The 16,526-nt window shown below is 54.5% G+C and carries 16 protein-coding genes; 9 read left to right on the top strand and 7 right to left on the bottom strand.

All coding sequences use genetic code 11. The features are described 5' to 3' along the window. The 3 genes from JWF83_RS03255 (at position 1) to JWF83_RS03245 (ending at position 2,328) form a co-directional block, all read left to right on the top strand. Positions 1–801 carry a hypothetical protein gene (locus JWF83_RS03255; protein ID WP_413648640.1) on the top strand — a complete coding sequence of 267 codons (801 nt, stop codon included), beginning with the start codon at positions 1–3 and terminating at the stop codon, positions 799–801. Positions 802–891: 90 nt separating this feature from the next. Beyond that, complete coding sequence (locus JWF83_RS03250) at positions 892–1,389, top strand: YbaK/EbsC family protein (RefSeq protein ID WP_413648638.1); 498 nt, start codon at positions 892–894, stop codon at positions 1,387–1,389. Positions 1,390–1,413: 24 nt separating this feature from the next. Then, complete coding sequence (locus JWF83_RS03245) at positions 1,414–2,328, top strand: EamA family transporter (RefSeq protein ID WP_413648637.1); 915 nt, start codon at positions 1,414–1,416, stop codon at positions 2,326–2,328. A gap of 68 nt (positions 2,329–2,396) precedes the next feature. Here JWF83_RS03245 and ibpA read toward each other — a convergent pair whose 3' ends face one another. Beyond that, on the bottom strand, positions 2,397–2,813 hold the full coding sequence (gene ibpA, locus JWF83_RS03240) for a small heat shock chaperone IbpA (protein WP_413648635.1): 417 nt from the start codon (positions 2,811–2,813) through the stop codon (positions 2,397–2,399). Positions 2,814–3,121: 308 nt separating this feature from the next. Between ibpA and JWF83_RS03235 the strand changes: the two genes are divergently transcribed. Beyond that, entirely contained in the window at positions 3,122–3,490 is a 369-nt protein-coding gene (locus JWF83_RS03235) for a YceK/YidQ family lipoprotein (RefSeq protein WP_413648634.1), read from the top strand. On the opposite strand, the gene JWF83_RS03230 is transcribed toward JWF83_RS03235, so the two are convergent. The 6 genes from JWF83_RS03230 to dnaA form a co-directional block, all read right to left on the bottom strand. Next, complete coding sequence (locus tag JWF83_RS03230) at positions 3,471–4,739, bottom strand: DUF3748 domain-containing protein (RefSeq protein WP_413648632.1); 1,269 nt, start codon at positions 4,737–4,739, stop codon at positions 3,471–3,473. The genes JWF83_RS03235 and JWF83_RS03230 overlap by 20 nt on opposite strands. A 95-nt stretch (positions 4,740–4,834) precedes the next feature. Next, a complete protein-coding gene (gene yidA, locus JWF83_RS03225; RefSeq protein ID WP_413648631.1) occupies positions 4,835–5,644 on the bottom strand; it encodes a sugar-phosphatase in 810 nt (269 codons plus the stop codon). Between the two features lie 157 nt (positions 5,645–5,801). After that, positions 5,802–8,210, bottom strand: coding sequence for a DNA topoisomerase (ATP-hydrolyzing) subunit B (gene gyrB, locus JWF83_RS03220; protein WP_413648629.1), 2,409 nt, complete (start codon positions 8,208–8,210; stop codon positions 5,802–5,804). Between the two features lie 17 nt (positions 8,211–8,227). Continuing rightward, positions 8,228–9,313, bottom strand: a complete 1,086-nt coding sequence (recF, locus tag JWF83_RS03215) for a DNA replication/repair protein RecF (protein ID WP_413648628.1) — start codon at positions 9,311–9,313, stop codon at positions 8,228–8,230. A gap of 117 nt (positions 9,314–9,430) precedes the next feature. After that, positions 9,431–10,531: a DNA polymerase III subunit beta gene (gene dnaN, locus JWF83_RS03210; protein WP_413648627.1), complete on the bottom strand. Its 1,101-nt coding sequence runs from the start codon at positions 10,529–10,531 to the stop codon at positions 9,431–9,433. 4 nt (positions 10,532–10,535) lie between these two features. After that, entirely contained in the window at positions 10,536–11,933 is a 1,398-nt protein-coding gene (gene dnaA, locus JWF83_RS03205; protein WP_413648625.1) for a chromosomal replication initiator protein DnaA, read from the bottom strand. A gap of 601 nt (positions 11,934–12,534) precedes the next feature. Here dnaA and rpmH point away from each other — a divergent pair. The 5 genes from rpmH (at position 12,535) to mnmE (ending at position 16,421) form a co-directional block, all read left to right on the top strand. Continuing rightward, positions 12,535–12,675 (top strand): 50S ribosomal protein L34, encoded by a 141-nt coding sequence (rpmH, locus tag JWF83_RS03200; RefSeq protein WP_003849659.1) that lies wholly within the window; start codon positions 12,535–12,537, stop codon positions 12,673–12,675. A gap of 15 nt (positions 12,676–12,690) precedes the next feature. Continuing rightward, positions 12,691–13,050, top strand: coding sequence for a ribonuclease P protein component (rnpA, locus tag JWF83_RS03195; RefSeq protein WP_413648624.1), 360 nt, complete (start codon positions 12,691–12,693; stop codon positions 13,048–13,050). Then, a complete protein-coding gene (gene yidD / locus JWF83_RS03190) occupies positions 13,014–13,271 on the top strand; it encodes a membrane protein insertion efficiency factor YidD (protein ID WP_413648622.1) in 258 nt (85 codons plus the stop codon). Before rnpA ends, yidD begins: the two co-directional genes overlap by 37 nt. A 2-nt stretch (positions 13,272–13,273) precedes the next feature. Then, positions 13,274–14,920 (top strand): membrane protein insertase YidC, encoded by a 1,647-nt coding sequence (gene yidC / locus JWF83_RS03185; RefSeq protein WP_413648620.1) that lies wholly within the window; start codon positions 13,274–13,276, stop codon positions 14,918–14,920. Positions 14,921–15,056: 136 nt separating this feature from the next. Next, positions 15,057–16,421 (top strand): tRNA uridine-5-carboxymethylaminomethyl(34) synthesis GTPase MnmE, encoded by a 1,365-nt coding sequence (gene mnmE, locus JWF83_RS03180; RefSeq protein WP_413648618.1) that lies wholly within the window; start codon positions 15,057–15,059, stop codon positions 16,419–16,421. The last annotated feature ends 105 nt before the right edge of the window (positions 16,422–16,526 follow it).

Raw genomic sequence — 16,526 nt, 5'->3', positions numbered from 1 at the left:
ATGGCCATTTTTAATCAAATTCGCGTTATTAATCCCACTATGTTTGTTGAGCGGACCTGGCTCGACGATATCGTTACCGCGCGCGTCCCGTTACTGGTGCTACGTGGTTTTCTGACCGCCGATGCCAGCCAGGCGGTGGTTGAAGACTTAACCCGTTGTCGGGAAAAAGTCCGGGTATCGCACTACCCGAATGGCGCGTTAACCACGCTCGGTCCCTATCTGGCGAAATACACCTCCGCGCCGGAAAATTACTTTACCGAACTGCGTGATATCCAGCCGTCGCTACCGGATTCGCTAATGACGCTGAAGGAGAATGTTTATCGGTGGGTACAGAGGGCGCTGCAGCTGGAAACCCTGCAAACCGCGCAGGAGCCGGGACTGGGAGCCTATTCCGGCTCGATTGTGCGCTTTCACGCCAATGGCGTCGCCAACCCGCTGCATAACGATCATATCGTGCGTGATGCCGCCGATAGCGGGCTGGCGGTGACGCATATCCTCCATCAACTCAGCTGCGTGGTCTGTTTGCAGGAATGCGACAGTGGCGGCGTGCTGCGCGTGTATAAGAAAAAGTGGCGTCAGGAAGATGAGCTGTTTAAGACCCCGGGAGAACTGGGCTATCAGAGCGGCGTGGTCGAAGAGTGCGAAACCTGCGAGTTCAGCCCACGCAAGGGCGATATCTATATTTTTAACCCGGTGTACTACCACGAAATCGATCGGGTCGCCGGGGATACCCGGATCACCATGGGATTTTTCTTCGGTTTAACCGATAAGAAAATGAAGAATGCCATCGCCTGGAGCTGACTGTAGCGGCGGTAATTTGCCCCACACGATTGCCGGGGCGGCAGTAATGCCGCCTCTGCCGGTAATTTTCATCCATGTAAGGAGTAATACATGAAAACGTTTGAAAAAATTGTCACGTTACTGAACCAGCATCAGGCGGACTTTCGGGTGATTGAACACCCGCCAGAAGGTCGAACTGAACTGATCAGCGCAATTCGCGGCAATCTACCGGAGCAGGCTGCAAAAGCCATGGTACTGCAGGTGATTGCTGGCGCCGCGCCGGTGAGCTATGTGCTGGCCATCATCCCCGGTGACAGCAAAGTCAATTTTAAAGCCGTCGCCAGGCTGGCGGGCGGCAAAAAGTCGAGCTTTGCACCGCCGGAGGTGGCGCAGGAGTTGACCCAGTGCGTAATGGGCGCCGTTCCGCCGTTCAGTTTCGCCAGTCAGTTAACGCTACTGGTTGATGAACGGATGGCTGCCGCCGGTACGCTGTTTTTTAACGCCGGTGAACTGGATAAGTCGATCGCGCTTGGCGTCGGAGATTATTTCCGCATCGTCGGCACAGATTGTTGTGGTGAGATTTCCACGCCGGTTACCGTAAACGCCTGACGCGTGTCGAAGAAGGAAAGTGTTATGTCGGTCAAAGATATGTTGCTGGCTCTCTGTGTGGTGATTGCCTGGGGGGTGAATTTTGTTGTTATTAAAGTGGGTCTACACGATATGCCGCCATTTCTTCTGGCCGGGTTGCGTTTCGCGCTGGTTGCACTGCCCGCGATTTTTTTCATCAAACCGCCCAAAATCCCGCTCAAATGGCTGTTCGTTTATGGCATGACCATCAGTTTTGGTCAGTTCGCCTTTCTGTTTCTGGCGATTAAGCTGGGAATGCCGGCGGGCATTGCTTCGCTGGTGATTCAGGCGCAGGCCTTTTTCACTATTCTGCTCGGCGCGCTAATGCTGTCGGAAAAACTGAAGTGGAACCATATCGCCGGTATCCTGGTGGCTTCAGCAGGTATGCTGGTGCTGGCGAAAGCCGGGCTGGAGACGCAGGGCGGCAGCGGCATTACGATGGTCACCCTGTTGCTGACGCTGGGCGCGGCACTCTCCTGGGCGCTGGGAAATATCACCAACAAAGTGATTATGCGTAATACCCAGGTGCCGGTAATGTCGCTGGTAGTCTGGAGCGCGCTGGTGCCGGTGGCGCCCTTTTTTGTCTGCTCGTGGCTATTTGAAGGACCACAGGCCATTGTGCTAAGCCTGGTTAATATCAATACCACAACCATTCTGGCACTGATTTACCTGGCGTTTATTGCCACCATCATCGGTTATGCCATCTGGGGCAATCTGTTGAAACGCTATGAGACCTGGCGGGTTGCGCCGCTGGCGCTGCTGGTGCCGGTGGTGGGTATGCTAAGCGCCGCGCTGCTGCTGGATGAAACCCTGTCGGCAATGCAGCTTACCGGTGCGGCGATTATTATTGCGGGGTTACTGCTGAATGTATTTGGCGGCTTTCTGACCTCAGCGCTGATGGTACGCCAACAGCATCTGTGATCAAACGGGGCCAGCCTGATGCTGACCCCGTATACGCCCTGACGCCGCGGCTTAGCGCGGCGTTGCCATTAGTTGAGAATTTCAATCCGGCGTGGCTTCATCGACTCCGGCACCACCCGCTCCAGGTCGATATACAGCAGGCCGTTCTCCAGCCGTGCATCACGCACATGCACATGTTCGGCAAGCTGGAATTTACGTTCAAAATTACGCTCGGCGATACCCTGATACAGGTACTGACGCTCAGCGGGTTCCTCCGCATGGGCACCGCGCACAATCAGCAGATTGTCGTGGGAAGTAATATCCAGTTCGCTCTGGGCAAACCCCGCCACGGCAATGGTAATTCGGTAATGATTTTCATCCACCAGCTCCACATTGTAGGGAGGGTAACCGCCGTTGCTCTGGCCCTGATTGGATTCCAGCAGGTTAATCAGACGATCAAAACCGATGGCTGAGCGGTAAAGTGGTGAGAGATCAAAATTACGCATAGTAAAAAGCTCCTGATTTTCAGCGAGTGACAATAACAACCTTCCACAATGGACAGGTCGACGGTCAGCAACTCATACCCTGTCGGCGTACTCTTTTGTGACCGTAACTTAAAAATGGAGATGATCCTGACGCTTTCAAGCGTTGGCGCTGTAATTTTTTTAACCATATCGCTGCGAATGACATACACTCAGCAGAGATTCCGTCGGGAATCGGGCAAGAGTTACCACAGAGTAACCGGGACGTTTCCCTGCTCGTCGACGGTGAAGCTCAGCCAGGCATTACGTCCATGACTGAAGGGATAGCAAAAATGAAAGTAATTAAGACTTATCGTTTAGCCGGTTTATTCGCTTGCTGTTCACTGGCAGGCACCACAGGTTGTTCCAGCGTGATGTCCCATACTGGTCCAGGCCAGGGCTATTATCCCGGCACCCGCGCCAGTGCCGCCATTATCACCGACGATCAAACCAGCTGGGCGTTGAAACCTCTGGCGGTGATTGACCTGCCTTTCTCGGCGCTGATGGATACGGTGCTGCTGCCCTGGGATTACATGCGCTCCGGTGATGACAAAAGTGTCGATTCACCGCGCGAGCGTGTGCTGCGCAGTGAAAAGTTGACGCATCCCGAGGAGAGTATGAGCGGGAATGCGCCAGTCGCGGCTAACGCAATGCAACCGTGAAAATCTGACGATAACCAGCGATATCGCGCATAAAGGCCACCTGCTGGCCATCGGGCGATATCACCACCGCATCACCACTCGGTGCCCGATCGCTGCGCGCCGTAAGTCTTCGCATTTTTCCGCTGGCAATTTCACATAGCATTACACTGTTATCACAGATAAACGCCAGGGCGTGCCCGTCCGGGTGCCAGCTAAATGCCGACTGAATATCACTGCCACTCTGGGTGATCTGCTGCGGGGCGCCGCCGTTCGGAGAAATGGTCCACAGCTGGACAACGCCAGCCTCATCTTTCATCAGAAAGGCAATGGCGCTGCCATCCGGCGACGCGCGCAACCAGTGGCGCGGCTGGCTGACCACTCCGGGATAGCGGCGGTCGGCGGTACTGGTCAGACGCCGCTGGCGGACGCCCTGCGGCGGTGCCGGTAAGCGGTTTTCACTGCCCTCCAGCGGCAGATCCCCCGCCAGGGCGAAATCCTGCATCCTCGCCGGCAGATCGACAATAAACACCTCAGACAGCTTCCCGCCATTACTCGCCAGGGTGTCGCCAATAAATGCCAGCGCCCAGCGCTGCCGGCTGCCGTCCGGGCGGCGGTAGCCCTCAGTGCCGACCCATCCCTCTTCATAAGCGCGGTTAATCTCATCGCTACCCGGCGCCGGTCTGGCCGTGGTCTGACTGACCAGCACGCAGAAATGGCTGCCATCATATTCACGCGGATGCTGTTTCGGCGGACAAACCGCATGCAGCGGCACGGCAACGCCAACGTTACGCAAATCCTCGGCGCTATCCCATTCATGCATCACATGGTCGTTATAGGTAAAGCTCAGGCGCGATCCATCCGGGCTGAAAACATGCACATGCGAACCGCCGCGCAGAGCGCCGGGGGTGAATGGTGGCGTGATATCGCAGGCATCGAGATTCTCCGCGACCCCATGCTGGACGATCACGCCGCGCCGATGATGGAAATCATACTGCCAGTGACTGTCCGGATTTTCCGGGCCGTGGATACAGACGTAGCGTGGCGGTAAATCGGGGCTGGCGGTCACCACTCCCACATGCGCACCCTGGCTGGCCTGATACAGCACTTCCGTAGCGGCGGTGCGGGTATTGACGCGCTCAATGGTCAGGCTGGTAAAGGAGGCGCCGGAAGGTCGCAGATCGTACACCAGCCACTGGCTGTCGGCGGTCCAGACGTTAATATTGGTGAGCTGATGGCTCCGGTCATCAAAAGTAAGCTGTTTTTCCGTCATCGGGGAAACCCTTAGCGAGGCAGGTGCTCAGGGTAAAACATTCGCTGCCGTTAGGATATTGCGGGCCATAATAGTGGCCCGAAAAAAATGCAGAATTACAGGACGAACTTCTCGATGGCATACGCAACACCATCTTCCATATTGGTTTTGGTGACAAACTGGCTGATGGCTTTCACCGCATCAATAGCATTGCCCATCGCCACGCCGGTACCGGCAAACTCCAGCATCGCCAGATCGTTCTCCTGATCGCCAATTGCCATCACTTCTTCACGCGCGAGGCCCAGCTGATCGGCCAGCGCTTTCACACCCGCCCCTTTATTTACCTGTTTATTGAGGATCTCCAGGTAGTAAGGCGCGCTTTTCATAATGGTATATTTTTCATACGCTTCCGCCGGAATACGGGCAATGGCGCGGTCGAGTAATTCAGGCTTATCGATCATCATCACTTTCGGGAAGGTCAGGTTGCGGTCCATCTCTTCCACCCGGCGATAGCGCAGCGGTATACCGGTCAGCGCGGCCTCATGCACCGTGTACTCACTGATATCCTGATTAGCGGTATAGAGCTGTGATTTATCCAGCGCGTGCAGATGGACGCCGAGTTCACGGGAAAGCTGTTCGAAATAGAGATAATCATCAAAGGATAAGGTGACTTCGGCGATACAGTCACCACTTTCGGCACGCTGTACCAGCGCGCCGTTATTGGTGATACAGAACTGACCTTCCTGCTGCAAATCCAGCTCCAGCAGATAACGCTCCACGCCGATATGCGGCCGGCCGGTTGCCAGTACCACGTACACCCCTTTTTCACGTGCGCGGGCAATAGCCTGTTTCACGCCTGGTGTAATGTTGTGCTGATGATTAAGCAGCGTGCCATCCATATCGATTGCAATCAGTTTTATCGCCATAACATCCTCGTCAGATTACGGTTTGCCTCCCATGCTAGCGCGATTCAGCTCACATTGACCAGCCGTAACGGCCTCAGAGGGTGAAATGAACCGGGTTCCGTCATAAAAAAAGGAACGGCCAACGCCGTTCCTTTTTTATCCGCCAACACGCCGCTAATCAGATATCGATATTCGCCGCACGCAGGGCGTTTTCTTCGATAAACGCACGACGAGGTTCCACCGCATCACCCATCAGGGTGGTGAACAACTGGTCAGCAGCGATAGCATCCTTCACCGTCACGCGCAGCATGCGACGGCTGCCTGGATCCATGGTAGTTTCCCACAGCTGTTCCGGGTTCATTTCGCCCAGACCTTTGTAACGCTGTACCGACAAACCACGACGCGATTCTTTCACCAGCCAGTCCAGCGCCTGCTCGAAGCTGGAAACCGGCTGACGGCGCTCGCCACGCTCGATAAAGGCATCTTCCTCGATCAGGCCGCGCAGCTTCTCACCCAGCGTACAGATTTTGCGATACTCGCCGCCCAGCATAAACTCGTTATCCAGCGAATAATCGGTGTCCACACCGTGGGTACGAATGCGCAGAACCGGCTCGAACAGATGCAGTTCGCGGTTTTCACGCACTACGGCACTGTAGCTACTGCCGTGCTGATCTTTCTCATTGAGATAAGTGACCAGGCTCTCGATCCAGCTCTGAACGTCGGTCTCGCTGTTAAGCTCACTCAGCGTCGGGTGATAAATCAACGCATTAAGCAGCGCCAGCGGGTAGCGACGCTCCATACGCTTGATCATTTTCTGCGTACTGTTGAATTCAGAGACCAGCGCCTCCAGCGGTGCGCCGCCGAGAGCCGGGGCATGAGCGTTGGTGTGCAGCGTGGCGCCGTCAAGAGCGATGGCGATTTGATACTGGTCCATCGCGTCATCGTCTTTAATATACTGTTCCTGCTTGCCTTTTTTCACTTTATACAGTGGTGGCTGCGCAATGAAAATATGGCCGCGCTCAACGATTTCCGGCATCTGACGATAGAAGAAGGTCAACAGCAGCGTACGGATATGCGAACCATCGACGTCGGCATCGGTCATGATGATAATGCTGTGATAACGCAGCTTATCCGGGTTGTACTCGTCACGGCCAATGCCGCAGCCCAGCGCGGTGATCAGCGTCGCCACTTCCTGCGAAGAGAGCATCTTGTCAAAGCGCGCTTTCTCCACGTTAAGGATTTTACCTTTCAGTGGCAGAATCGCCTGGTTTTTACGGTTACGTCCCTGCTTGGCGGAGCCGCCTGCAGAGTCCCCTTCCACCAGGTAGATTTCAGACAGCGCCGGGTCGCGTTCCTGGCAGTCGGCCAGTTTGCCTGGCAAACCAGCCAGATCCAGCGCGCCTTTACGGCGGGTCATTTCACGCGCACGGCGCGCAGCTTCACGCGCGCGCGCGGCATCAATGATTTTACCGACGACGATTTTCGCATCTGAAGGGTTTTCCAGCAGGTATTCCACCAGACGTTCGTTCATCTGTGTTTCAACTGCGGTTTTCACTTCAGAGGAGACCAGTTTATCTTTGGTCTGTGAAGAGAACTTCGGATCCGGCACTTTTACCGATACCACGGCAATCAGGCCTTCACGCGCATCGTCACCGGTGGCGCTGACTTTCGCTTTCTTGCTATAGCCTTCTTTATCCATATAAGCGTTCAGCGTACGGGTCATTGCGGCACGGAAACCCGCAAGGTGCGTACCGCCATCACGCTGTGGAATGTTGTTGGTAAAGCAGTAGATGTTTTCCTGGAAACCATCATTCCACTGCAGCGCCACTTCCACGCCAATGCCGTCTTTCTCGGTGGAGAAATAGAATACATTCGGGTGAATGGGCGTTTTATTCTTGTTCAGATACTCCACGAACGCTTTGATACCGCCTTCGTAGTGATAGTGATCGTTTTTGCCGTCGCGCTTATCTTCCAGCCGGATAGAAACGCCGGAGTTCAGGAAGGAGAGCTCGCGCAGACGCTTCGCCAGAATCTCATATTCGAACTCAATGACGTTGGTAAAGGTCTCGTAGCTTGGCCAGAAACGTACCCGGGTACCGGTGGTTTCAGTTTCACCAGAGACGGCCAGCGGCGCCTGTGGCACGCCATGCACATAAATCTGCTGATGGACTTTGCCTTCACGACGAATGGTCAGCTCCAGTTTTTGCGACAGGGCGTTAACCACAGAAACACCTACGCCGTGCAGACCACCGGAAACTTTATAGGAGTTGTCATCGAACTTACCACCGGCATGCAATACCGTCATGATAACTTCGGCAGCAGAGACACCCTCTTCTTCATGGATACCAGTAGGAATACCACGGCCATCATCCTGTACGGATACTGAATTATCAGCATGAATCGTAACGAGAATATCTTTACAGTGCCCGGCGAGTGCTTCGTCGATGGAGTTATCCACTACCTCGAATACCATGTGATGCAGACCGGTGCCGTCATCCGTATCGCCGATATACATGCCCGGGCGTTTGCGTACCGCATCAAGCCCTTTCAGAACTTTGATACTTGAGGAGTCATAAGAATTCGACATCAACGTTTCTCGCTCATTTAATCTTCAGGTTGAACCGCTATTTTACCCTGTTCTACGTGGAACATCTTGCCCTTTTCGTCAGTCATATCGATGACGTGTTCTGCGCCGATGGTACTGACGAAAACCTGGGCCTGAGTGGCTTTCAAACGCGCCGCTAACAGGCGGCGACGACTCTCATCCAGCTCAGAGGCAAAATCATCTATCAGATACAGGCAACGTCGCCCGTTCTGTCGGGTGAGAAACTCACCCTGCGCCAGGCGTAAAGCACACATCAGTAGCTTTAGCTGCCCGCGCGACAGTAAATCTTCCACCGGCGTACCCTCGGCACGAATGCGGAAGTCCGCTTTGTGCGGGCCGCTGGCGGTATAAGTTAACGCACGATCGCGCTCGAACTGTCTTTCCAGCAGTTCGGCATAGTCGCTCTCTTTATCCCAGCCGCGCTGGAAAGAGAAATGCAATTGAAACTCCGGCAGAAACTGCGCGCAGGTGGCGGTAATATCCGCCGCGATCGCTTCGCTGTATTGCGCACGCCACTGGCTGATCTGATCGGCCAGCGGCGCCAGCTCCTGATCCCATGCGCGAATCTGCTGGTAACGTGATACCTGGCGCAACGCCGCATTGCGCTGTTTCAGCAGGCGACGCAGATTGCTCCAGGCGGTAAAGAATCCCGGTTCGTTATGAAAACAACCCCAGTCAATATAGGCCCGGCGGTACTTTGGCCCGCCATTCAGCAGGGTAAAACCTTCCGGGGTGATCAGCTGCATCGGCAGTAACTGCGCCAGTTCCGCCACTTTGTGGCCGTCACTGCCATCGATACGCACTTTACTGTCGCCCTGACGATTTTTGGTCAAACCGACCGGAATTTCGCGTTCCGCGCTGTCAATACGCCCATGCAGTACAAAAGCATCCTGATCGTGGCGGATAACGCGCCCGGCCTGCAGGCTGCGAAAGGCACGCCCGTGGCCAAGGGTATAGATGGCTTCCAGCACGCTGGTTTTGCCACTGCCATTGGCACCCACTAAAAAGTTAAAACCAGGGGCAAGCGCGAGATCCGCATGTTCGATATTGCGGAAGTCTTTGATAAGAAGGCGGGTTAAAGCCATTAATCAATCCAGGGCTAGCGGGATTCCAGGGGAGCCGTTACCGGCTCCCGTCGCAATGATCTGCACAGCGCGGGCGGAATTAATCCCGCCCCTACGGTAGGGTGATAAATCCGGCAATTATAAGCGCATCGGCATCACGACATAGGCCGCCGACTGACTGGCCGCATCTTCGATCTGCACACTGGAGACTGAATCGGTCAGCAGCAAACGTACATTTTCACATTTCAACGCGTTTAGCACATCCAGCACGTAACTGACGTTGAAACCAATTTCCAGATCGGTGCCGCCATAGGTGACATCGAGGATCTCTTCCGCTTCTTCCTGTTCAGGGTTATTTGCGGTAATTTTCAGCTGATTCTCGCTGATATAGAGGCGAACACCGCGGAACTTCTCATTCGACAGGATCGCCGCGCGGGCAAACGCCTGCTTCAGCAGATCGCAGCCGGCATCCAGGGTTTTATCCGGATTTTTCGGCAACACCCGACGGTAATCAGGGAAGCGGCCATCCACCAGTTTCGAGGTGAATATAAAATCGCCAACATGCGCCCGGATATTATTGCTGCCAATCTGCACCTGCAGCAGCGTTTCGCCACCGTCGAGCAAACGAACCAGCTCAATCACCCCTTTACGCGGCACGATCACCGAATGGTTAGGCAGCGCCTGACCTACCGGCATCGAGCAGACCGCCAGGCGGTGGCCGTCGGTGGCGACGGTACGCAGCTCTTCGCCTTCGGTTTCGAACAGCATACCGTTCAGATAGTAACGTACGTCCTGATGCGCCATAGAGAACTGCGTGGCTTCAATCAGACGTTTCAGGGTGGCCTGCGGCAGGGTGAATTCGACTTCACTCTGCCAGTCGTCCAGGTTCGGGAAATCACTGGCCGGCAAGGTGGATAATGAGAAGCGGCTACGGCCTGAGCGCACCAGCATTCTGTCACCTTCCAGCACCACAGTAATCTCCGCCCCTTCAGGCAGACCACGACAGATATCAAAAAATTTGCGCGCCGGCACGGTAGTGGCTCCCGGCTCATGCGGCTGCGATAGCGCCACCCGCGCTACCATTTCCATCTCTAAATCAGTGCCGGTCAGCAGCAGGCTACCTTCATTCACCTGCAACAGCAGGTTACCCAGAATAGGCAGGGTTGGACGGCCGCCCAGTGGGCTGCTGACTTGCTGTAATGGCTTGAGTAAATGCTCGCGTTCTACAATAAATTTCATAGCGTCAGGAAGATAATGTTCTGATTAAATTTGAGAAATCTTCTTTAATGTCGTGACTCTCTTCGCGTAGCTGCTCTATTTTACGGCAGGCATGCAGCACGGTCGTATGGTCGCGACCCCCGAAAGCATCACCGATTTCCGGCAAACTGTGGTTGGTCAGCTCTTTTGCCATCGCCATCGCCATCTGGCGCGGACGCGCCACTGAACGAGAGCGGCGCTTGGAGAGCAGATCGGCCACTTTGATTTTATAATACTCGGCCACCGTTTTCTGAATATTGTCGATGGTGACCAGTTTTTCCTGCAGCGCCAGCAGATCGCGCAGCGCTTCGCGCACAAAATCGATAGTAATCGCCCGGCCGGTAAAGTTAGCGTTGGCAATCACGCGGTTCAGCGCGCCTTCCAGCTCACGCACATTAGAGCGCAGGCGCTTGGCAATAAAGAACGCCACTTCGCCCGGCAGACGAATGTCGTTTTCATCGGCTTTTTTCATCAGGATCGCAACGCGGGTTTCCAGCTCCGGCGGCTCGATCGCCACCGTCAGGCCCCAGCCAAAGCGCGATTTCAGACGATCTTCCACCCCATTGATCTCTTTCGGATAACGATCCGAAGTGAGAATGATCTGCTGATTGCCTTCCAGCAGAGCATTAAAGGTGTGGAAAAACTCCTCCTGCGAACGCTCTTTATTAGCAAAGAACTGAATGTCATCGATCAGCAGCGCATCGACTGAGCGATAATAGCGCTTGAACTCTTCAATGGCATTATTTTGCAGCGCCTTCACCATATCCTGCACAAAGCGCTCGGAGTGCATATACACCACTTTAGCATTTGGCTTGCGCGCCATAATGCCATTCCCTACCGCGTGCAGCAGGTGGGTTTTGCCGAGGCCGGTGCCGCCATACAGAAACAGCGGATTGTAAGCGCCACCCGGATTATCAGCGACCTGCCGCGCTGCCGCGCGCGCCAGCTGGTTCGATTTACCTTCAACAAAGTTGTCAAAGTTATGTTTGGTATTGACGTTCGAACGGTACGACAGCTCTGCCGGCGCCGGAACATTGTCCCAGCTTGGGCGTGATGGCGCCGGGCGCAGGCCGGCCGGCGCTGGCGGCACACTGAAGCTCGCGCTGGCGGCAACCGGCTGACTAATGGTACGCGTCACCGGCTTACTACCGACTTCAAAACGCAGCAACGGCGTGTCGGCGCCGCAAAATTCATTTAGTAGTCCGTTGATATTATTCAGATACTTATCACGAACCCAGTCGAGTACAAACCGGTTCGGTGCATACAAGGCCAGTGTATTGTCATTCAGTTCAGCCTGTAATGGACGGATCCACATGCTGAATTCTGTGGCAGGTAGCTCATCCTGCAGGCGGGCAAGACACTGTTGCCAAAGCGAAAGTGACACGGCGGACTCCACTCGAACAAAATCGATAAGAAAAAGGCGCTGAAACGATAATTTAATCATTGTTGACGCATGCAGACGATACGCATGCGAACCGCTATCTGCGGTTAATCCGATCGCGATCGACGGGAGGATCGTTAGCGGAAGGGCGGATCATAGCGCAAAGCGCGCCAGAGATCTTCACTTTCTCAAGAGTATTGATCCATTTTATCCACAGGGCAGAATAGCGCAGATAAGTTTACGCCTCCTTGCTTAAAAGACATTCAGGATCGTCTGTATTCGGTGATTTTTCTCGGCGCCATCACGTTATCGACGCAACCTTCCTGCAAACGATCGCGAGAAGATCCGGTCCGATCCTTGCGCTTTATAATGGACGCCGTATAATTCTTGCCCCGACGTGTTGCGCTCTGGCCCGATTTGGCTGGTTTTACGGGTCAACCCGGGACATCAGGACGTGCCATAGTGCGAAGTGAATTGACTCTGGACTGTACAATTATTACAATCCCGCCTCTTTATTAAAGACACACTGAGGCGTCGGTCATTTTTACTGGCCCATAAACGCGTCACCAAGTGAAATTTTTTTCAAGTTTAGGTAGAAATCGCCATGAAACGCACTTTTCAACCGTCCGTACTGAAGCGCAACCGTTCACATGGTTTCCGTGCTCGTATGGCAACAAAAAATGGTCGTCAGGTTCTGGCACGTCGTCGTGCTAAAGGCCGTTCTCGTCTGACCGTTTCTAAGTAATAAAGCTAACCCTGAGTGGTTAAGCTCGCATTTCCCAGGGAGTTACGTTTGTTAACTCCCACTCATTTCACTTTCGTCTTCCAGCAGCCACAACGGGCTGGCATGCCGCAAATTACCATTCTCGGCCGCCTTAACGCGCTGGGGCATCCCCGCATCGGTCTTACCGTCGCTAAAAAAAATGTTAAGCATGCGCATGAGCGTAACCGGATCAAGCGATTGACCCGCGAAAGCTTTCGCCTGCGACAACACGAACTCCCCGCAATGGATTTTGTGGTAGTGGCGAAGAAAGGGGTTGCTGATCTGGATAATCGTGCGCTGGCGGAAGCGTTGGAGAAACTATGGCGTCGTCACTGTCGCCTGGCTCGCGGCTCCTGATTGCGCTGATACGCGTGTACCAGCGCGTCATCAGTCCGCTGTTAGGACCCCACTGTCGCTTCCATCCGACCTGCTCTCAATACGGTATTGAGGCATTGCGCAGGTTTGGTGTGATAAAAGGCAGTTGGTTGACGATGAAACGCGTATTAAAATGCCACCCTTTGAACCCAGGTGGCGACGATCCGGTGCCGCCAAAAACCGACGATAACAGAGAACATTAACGATGGATTCGCAACGCAATCTTTTTCTCATCGCTTTTCTGTTCGTGTCTTTTATGATCTGGCAAGCCTGGCAGACGGACAATGCTCCGCAGCCACAGCAGACCCAGACCACACAGAACACGACCAGCGCAACCGGTGAAGCCGCCAACCAGGGCGTTCCAGCCAGCGGTCAGGGTAAGACGATCACCGTTAAGACTGATGTCCTGTCTTTAAACATCAACACCCGCGGTGGTGATATCGAACAGGCTTTGCTGCTGACTTACCCGGATAAACTGGGTTCAGTTCAGCCGTTCCAGCTGCTGGAGACCACGCCATCGTTCCTGTACCAGGCACAGAGTGGCCTGACAGGGCGTAACGGTCCGGACAATCCGGCTAACGGCGCGCGTCCGCTGTTTACCACGCAGCAGGATCACTTCGAACTGGCCCAGGGTCAGAGCGAGTTGCGTATCCCGATGACCTTCACGGCGGAAAACGGCGCGGTCTACACCAAGACCTTTGTGCTGAAGCGCGGTGAATATGCGATTAACGTCGACTATCAGGTGAACAACACCACCCAGCAGCCGCTGGAAGTGGCGATGTTTGGTCAGTTGAAACAAACCATCGACTTACCTAAGCATCGTGATACCGGCAGCAACAACTTTGCATTACATACTTTCCGCGGTGCGGCTTACTCCACCAGCGAATCAAAGTATGAAAAATACAATTTTGATAAAATCGCCGATAACGAAAACCTGAGCGTCACTACCGCTAACGGTTGGGTTTCAATGCTGCAGCAATATTTTGCTACCGCATGGGTACCGATGACCGCCGGCAACAACTCACTGTACACCACTAACCTGGGCAACGGTGAGGCAGCTATTGGCTTCAAATCTACGCCGGTAACCGTTGCGCCTGGTGCGCAGCAGAGCCTTGCGGCAACCCTGTGGGTTGGCCCGGAAATTCAGGACAAGATGGCGGCAGTCGCACCGCATCTCGATCTGACCGTGGATTACGGCTGGCTGTGGTTTATCTCTCAGCCGCTGTTTAAGCTGCTGAAATTCCTGCACAGCTTTATCGGTAACTGGGGCTTCTCCATTATCGTTATCACCTTTATCGTGCGCGGCATCATGTACCCGCTGACCAAAGCGCAGTACACCTCGATGGCAAAAATGCGCATGCTGCAACCAAAAATGCAGGCGATGCGTGAGCGTTTAGGTGACGACAAGCAGCGTATGAGTCAGGAGATGATGGCGCTGTATAAAGCGGAAAAGGTTAACCCACTGGGTGGCTGCTTCCCGCTGGTTATCCAGATGCCAATCTTCCTGGCGCTGTACTATATGCTGATGGGCTCGGTAGAACTGCGTCATGCGCCGTTTGCACTGTGGATCCATGACCTTGCCGCACAGGACCCGTACTACATCCTGCCGATCCTGATGGGCGTGACGATGTTCTTCATTCAGAAGATGTCACCAACCACCGTGACCGACCCGATGCAGCAGAAGATCATGACCTTTATGCCGGTGATCTTCACGGTATTCTTCCTGTGGTTCCCGTCAGGTCTGGTGCTGTACTACATCGTCAGTAACCTGGTAACCATTATCCAGCAGCAGCTGATTTATCGCGGCCTGGAAAAACGTGGTCTGCATAGCCGCGACAAAAAGAAAGCGTGATTAGCTAGCTAATCACTGCAAAACGAGTAAGGGCGGCATTTATGCCGCCCTTACTATATGCGTCACCAGCCACAATGGTTACTATAAGGCGGTCAAATTGACCGCCTTATTTTTTGCATCAAAAAGAGAGTTAAACATGAGCCATAGCGATACGATCGTAGCCCAGGCGACACCTCCGGGACGCGGCGGCGTCGGCATTCTGCGCGTTTCCGGCGCGAAAGCCGCCGAGGTCGCCCAACAGCTGCTTGGCAAACTACCGAAACCCCGTTACGCCGACTATTTGCCGTTCCGTGATGCTGACGGTAGCGCGCTCGATCAGGGTATCGCGCTGTGGTTTCCCGGCCCGAATTCCTTTACCGGCGAGGATGTTCTGGAGCTGCAGGGCCATGGCGGCCCGGTAATTCTCGATCTGCTGCTAAAGCGTATCGTTGCGCTAGCGGGCGTGCGCATTGCGCAGCCGGGCGAGTTCTCAGAACGCGCCTTCCTCAATGACAAACTCGATTTAGCCCAGGCAGAAGCGATTGCCGATCTGATTGATGCCAGCTCTGAGCAGGCGGCGCGTTCGGCGCTCAACTCGCTACAGGGGGCTTTTTCCATGCGGGTTAATCACCTGGTGGAAGCACTTACTCACCTGCGAATCTATGTCGAAGCGGCAATCGACTTCCCCGATGAGGAGATCGACTTCCTTTCTGACGGTAAAATCGAAGCTCAGCTGCATACGGTAATCGCCGATCTCGACGCGGTACGCGCAGAAGCGCGCCAGGGCAGCCTGCTGCGCGAAGGGATGAAGGTGGTGATTGCCGGCCGGCCAAATGCCGGAAAATCAAGTCTGCTCAATGCATTAGCCGGACGTGAGGCTGCGATTGTCACCGATATCGCCGGCACCACCCGCGACGTGCTGCGCGAACATATCCATATCGACGGTATGCCGCTGCATATTATTGATACCGCTGGCTTACGTGAAGCCAGTGACGAAGTCGAGCGCATTGGTATCGAACGCGCATGGCAGGAGATTGAACAGGCGGATCGCCTGCTGTTTATGGTGGATGGCACCACCACCGCGGCCACCGAACCGGCAGACATCTGGCCGGATTTTATTGCCCGCCTGCCTGCCAGCCTGCCGATTACCGTGGTGCGCAATAAAGCCGATATAACCGGAGAAACCCCCGGAATCACCGAAGTAAGCAACCACTCACTGATTCGCCTGTCAGCGCATAGCGGTGAGGGTATTGAATTGCTGCGCGACCATCTGAAGCAGAGCATGGGCTTCGCCGGTAATATGGAAGGCGGTTTCCTGGCGCGACGCCGTCATTTGCAGGCGCTGGAACTGGCGGCGCAACACCTGCAGCAGGGTAAACATCAGCTGTTAGGCGCCTGGGCCGGAGAGCTACTGGCGGAAGAGTTACGTCTGGCCCAGCAGGCACTGAGTGAAATCACCGGTGAGTTTACCTCCGATGACCTGCTGGGACGTATTTTCTCCAGCTTCTGTATCGGCAAGTAACGGGTTCGGCCAATAGCCAAATTGTCCAACAGATGGTTGGACAATTATCCTTTACCATTTTCCCTATAACCTATTGCCATATCCGCATATAAAAGCCAAAAAAAT

Origin of the sequence: Pantoea sp. B65 (genome assembly GCF_047308185.1) — a bacterium.
Lineage (GTDB): Bacteria > Pseudomonadota > Gammaproteobacteria > Enterobacterales > Enterobacteriaceae > Erwinia.
The sequence above is the reverse complement of the archived record's forward strand: the minus strand, read 5'-3'. Positions and strand labels throughout refer to the sequence as shown.

Coding starts and splice junctions, on each gene's coding strand:
- gyrB (WP_413648629.1), bottom strand. CDS start 8,210: ATGTCGAATTCTTATGACTCCTCAAGTATCAAAGTTCTGAAAGGGCTT.
- JWF83_RS03255 (WP_413648640.1), top strand. CDS start 1: ATGGCCATTTTTAATCAAATTCGCGTTATTAATCCCACTATGTTTGTT.
- dnaN (WP_413648627.1), bottom strand. CDS start 10,531: ATGAAATTTATTGTAGAACGCGAGCATTTACTCAAGCCATTACAGCAA.
- mnmE (WP_413648618.1), top strand. CDS start 15,057: ATGAGCCATAGCGATACGATCGTAGCCCAGGCGACACCTCCGGGACGC.
- yidD (WP_413648622.1), top strand. CDS start 13,014: ATGGCGTCGTCACTGTCGCCTGGCTCGCGGCTCCTGATTGCGCTGATA.
- JWF83_RS03250 (WP_413648638.1), top strand. CDS start 892: ATGAAAACGTTTGAAAAAATTGTCACGTTACTGAACCAGCATCAGGCG.
- JWF83_RS03230 (WP_413648632.1), bottom strand. CDS start 4,739: ATGACGGAAAAACAGCTTACTTTTGATGACCGGAGCCATCAGCTCACC.
- rpmH (WP_003849659.1), top strand. CDS start 12,535: ATGAAACGCACTTTTCAACCGTCCGTACTGAAGCGCAACCGTTCACAT.
- ibpA (WP_413648635.1), bottom strand. CDS start 2,813: ATGCGTAATTTTGATCTCTCACCACTTTACCGCTCAGCCATCGGTTTT.
- yidC (WP_413648620.1), top strand. CDS start 13,274: ATGGATTCGCAACGCAATCTTTTTCTCATCGCTTTTCTGTTCGTGTCT.
- JWF83_RS03245 (WP_413648637.1), top strand. CDS start 1,414: ATGTCGGTCAAAGATATGTTGCTGGCTCTCTGTGTGGTGATTGCCTGG.
- recF (WP_413648628.1), bottom strand. CDS start 9,313: ATGGCTTTAACCCGCCTTCTTATCAAAGACTTCCGCAATATCGAACAT.
- JWF83_RS03235 (WP_413648634.1), top strand. CDS start 3,122: ATGAAAGTAATTAAGACTTATCGTTTAGCCGGTTTATTCGCTTGCTGT.
- yidA (WP_413648631.1), bottom strand. CDS start 5,644: ATGGCGATAAAACTGATTGCAATCGATATGGATGGCACGCTGCTTAAT.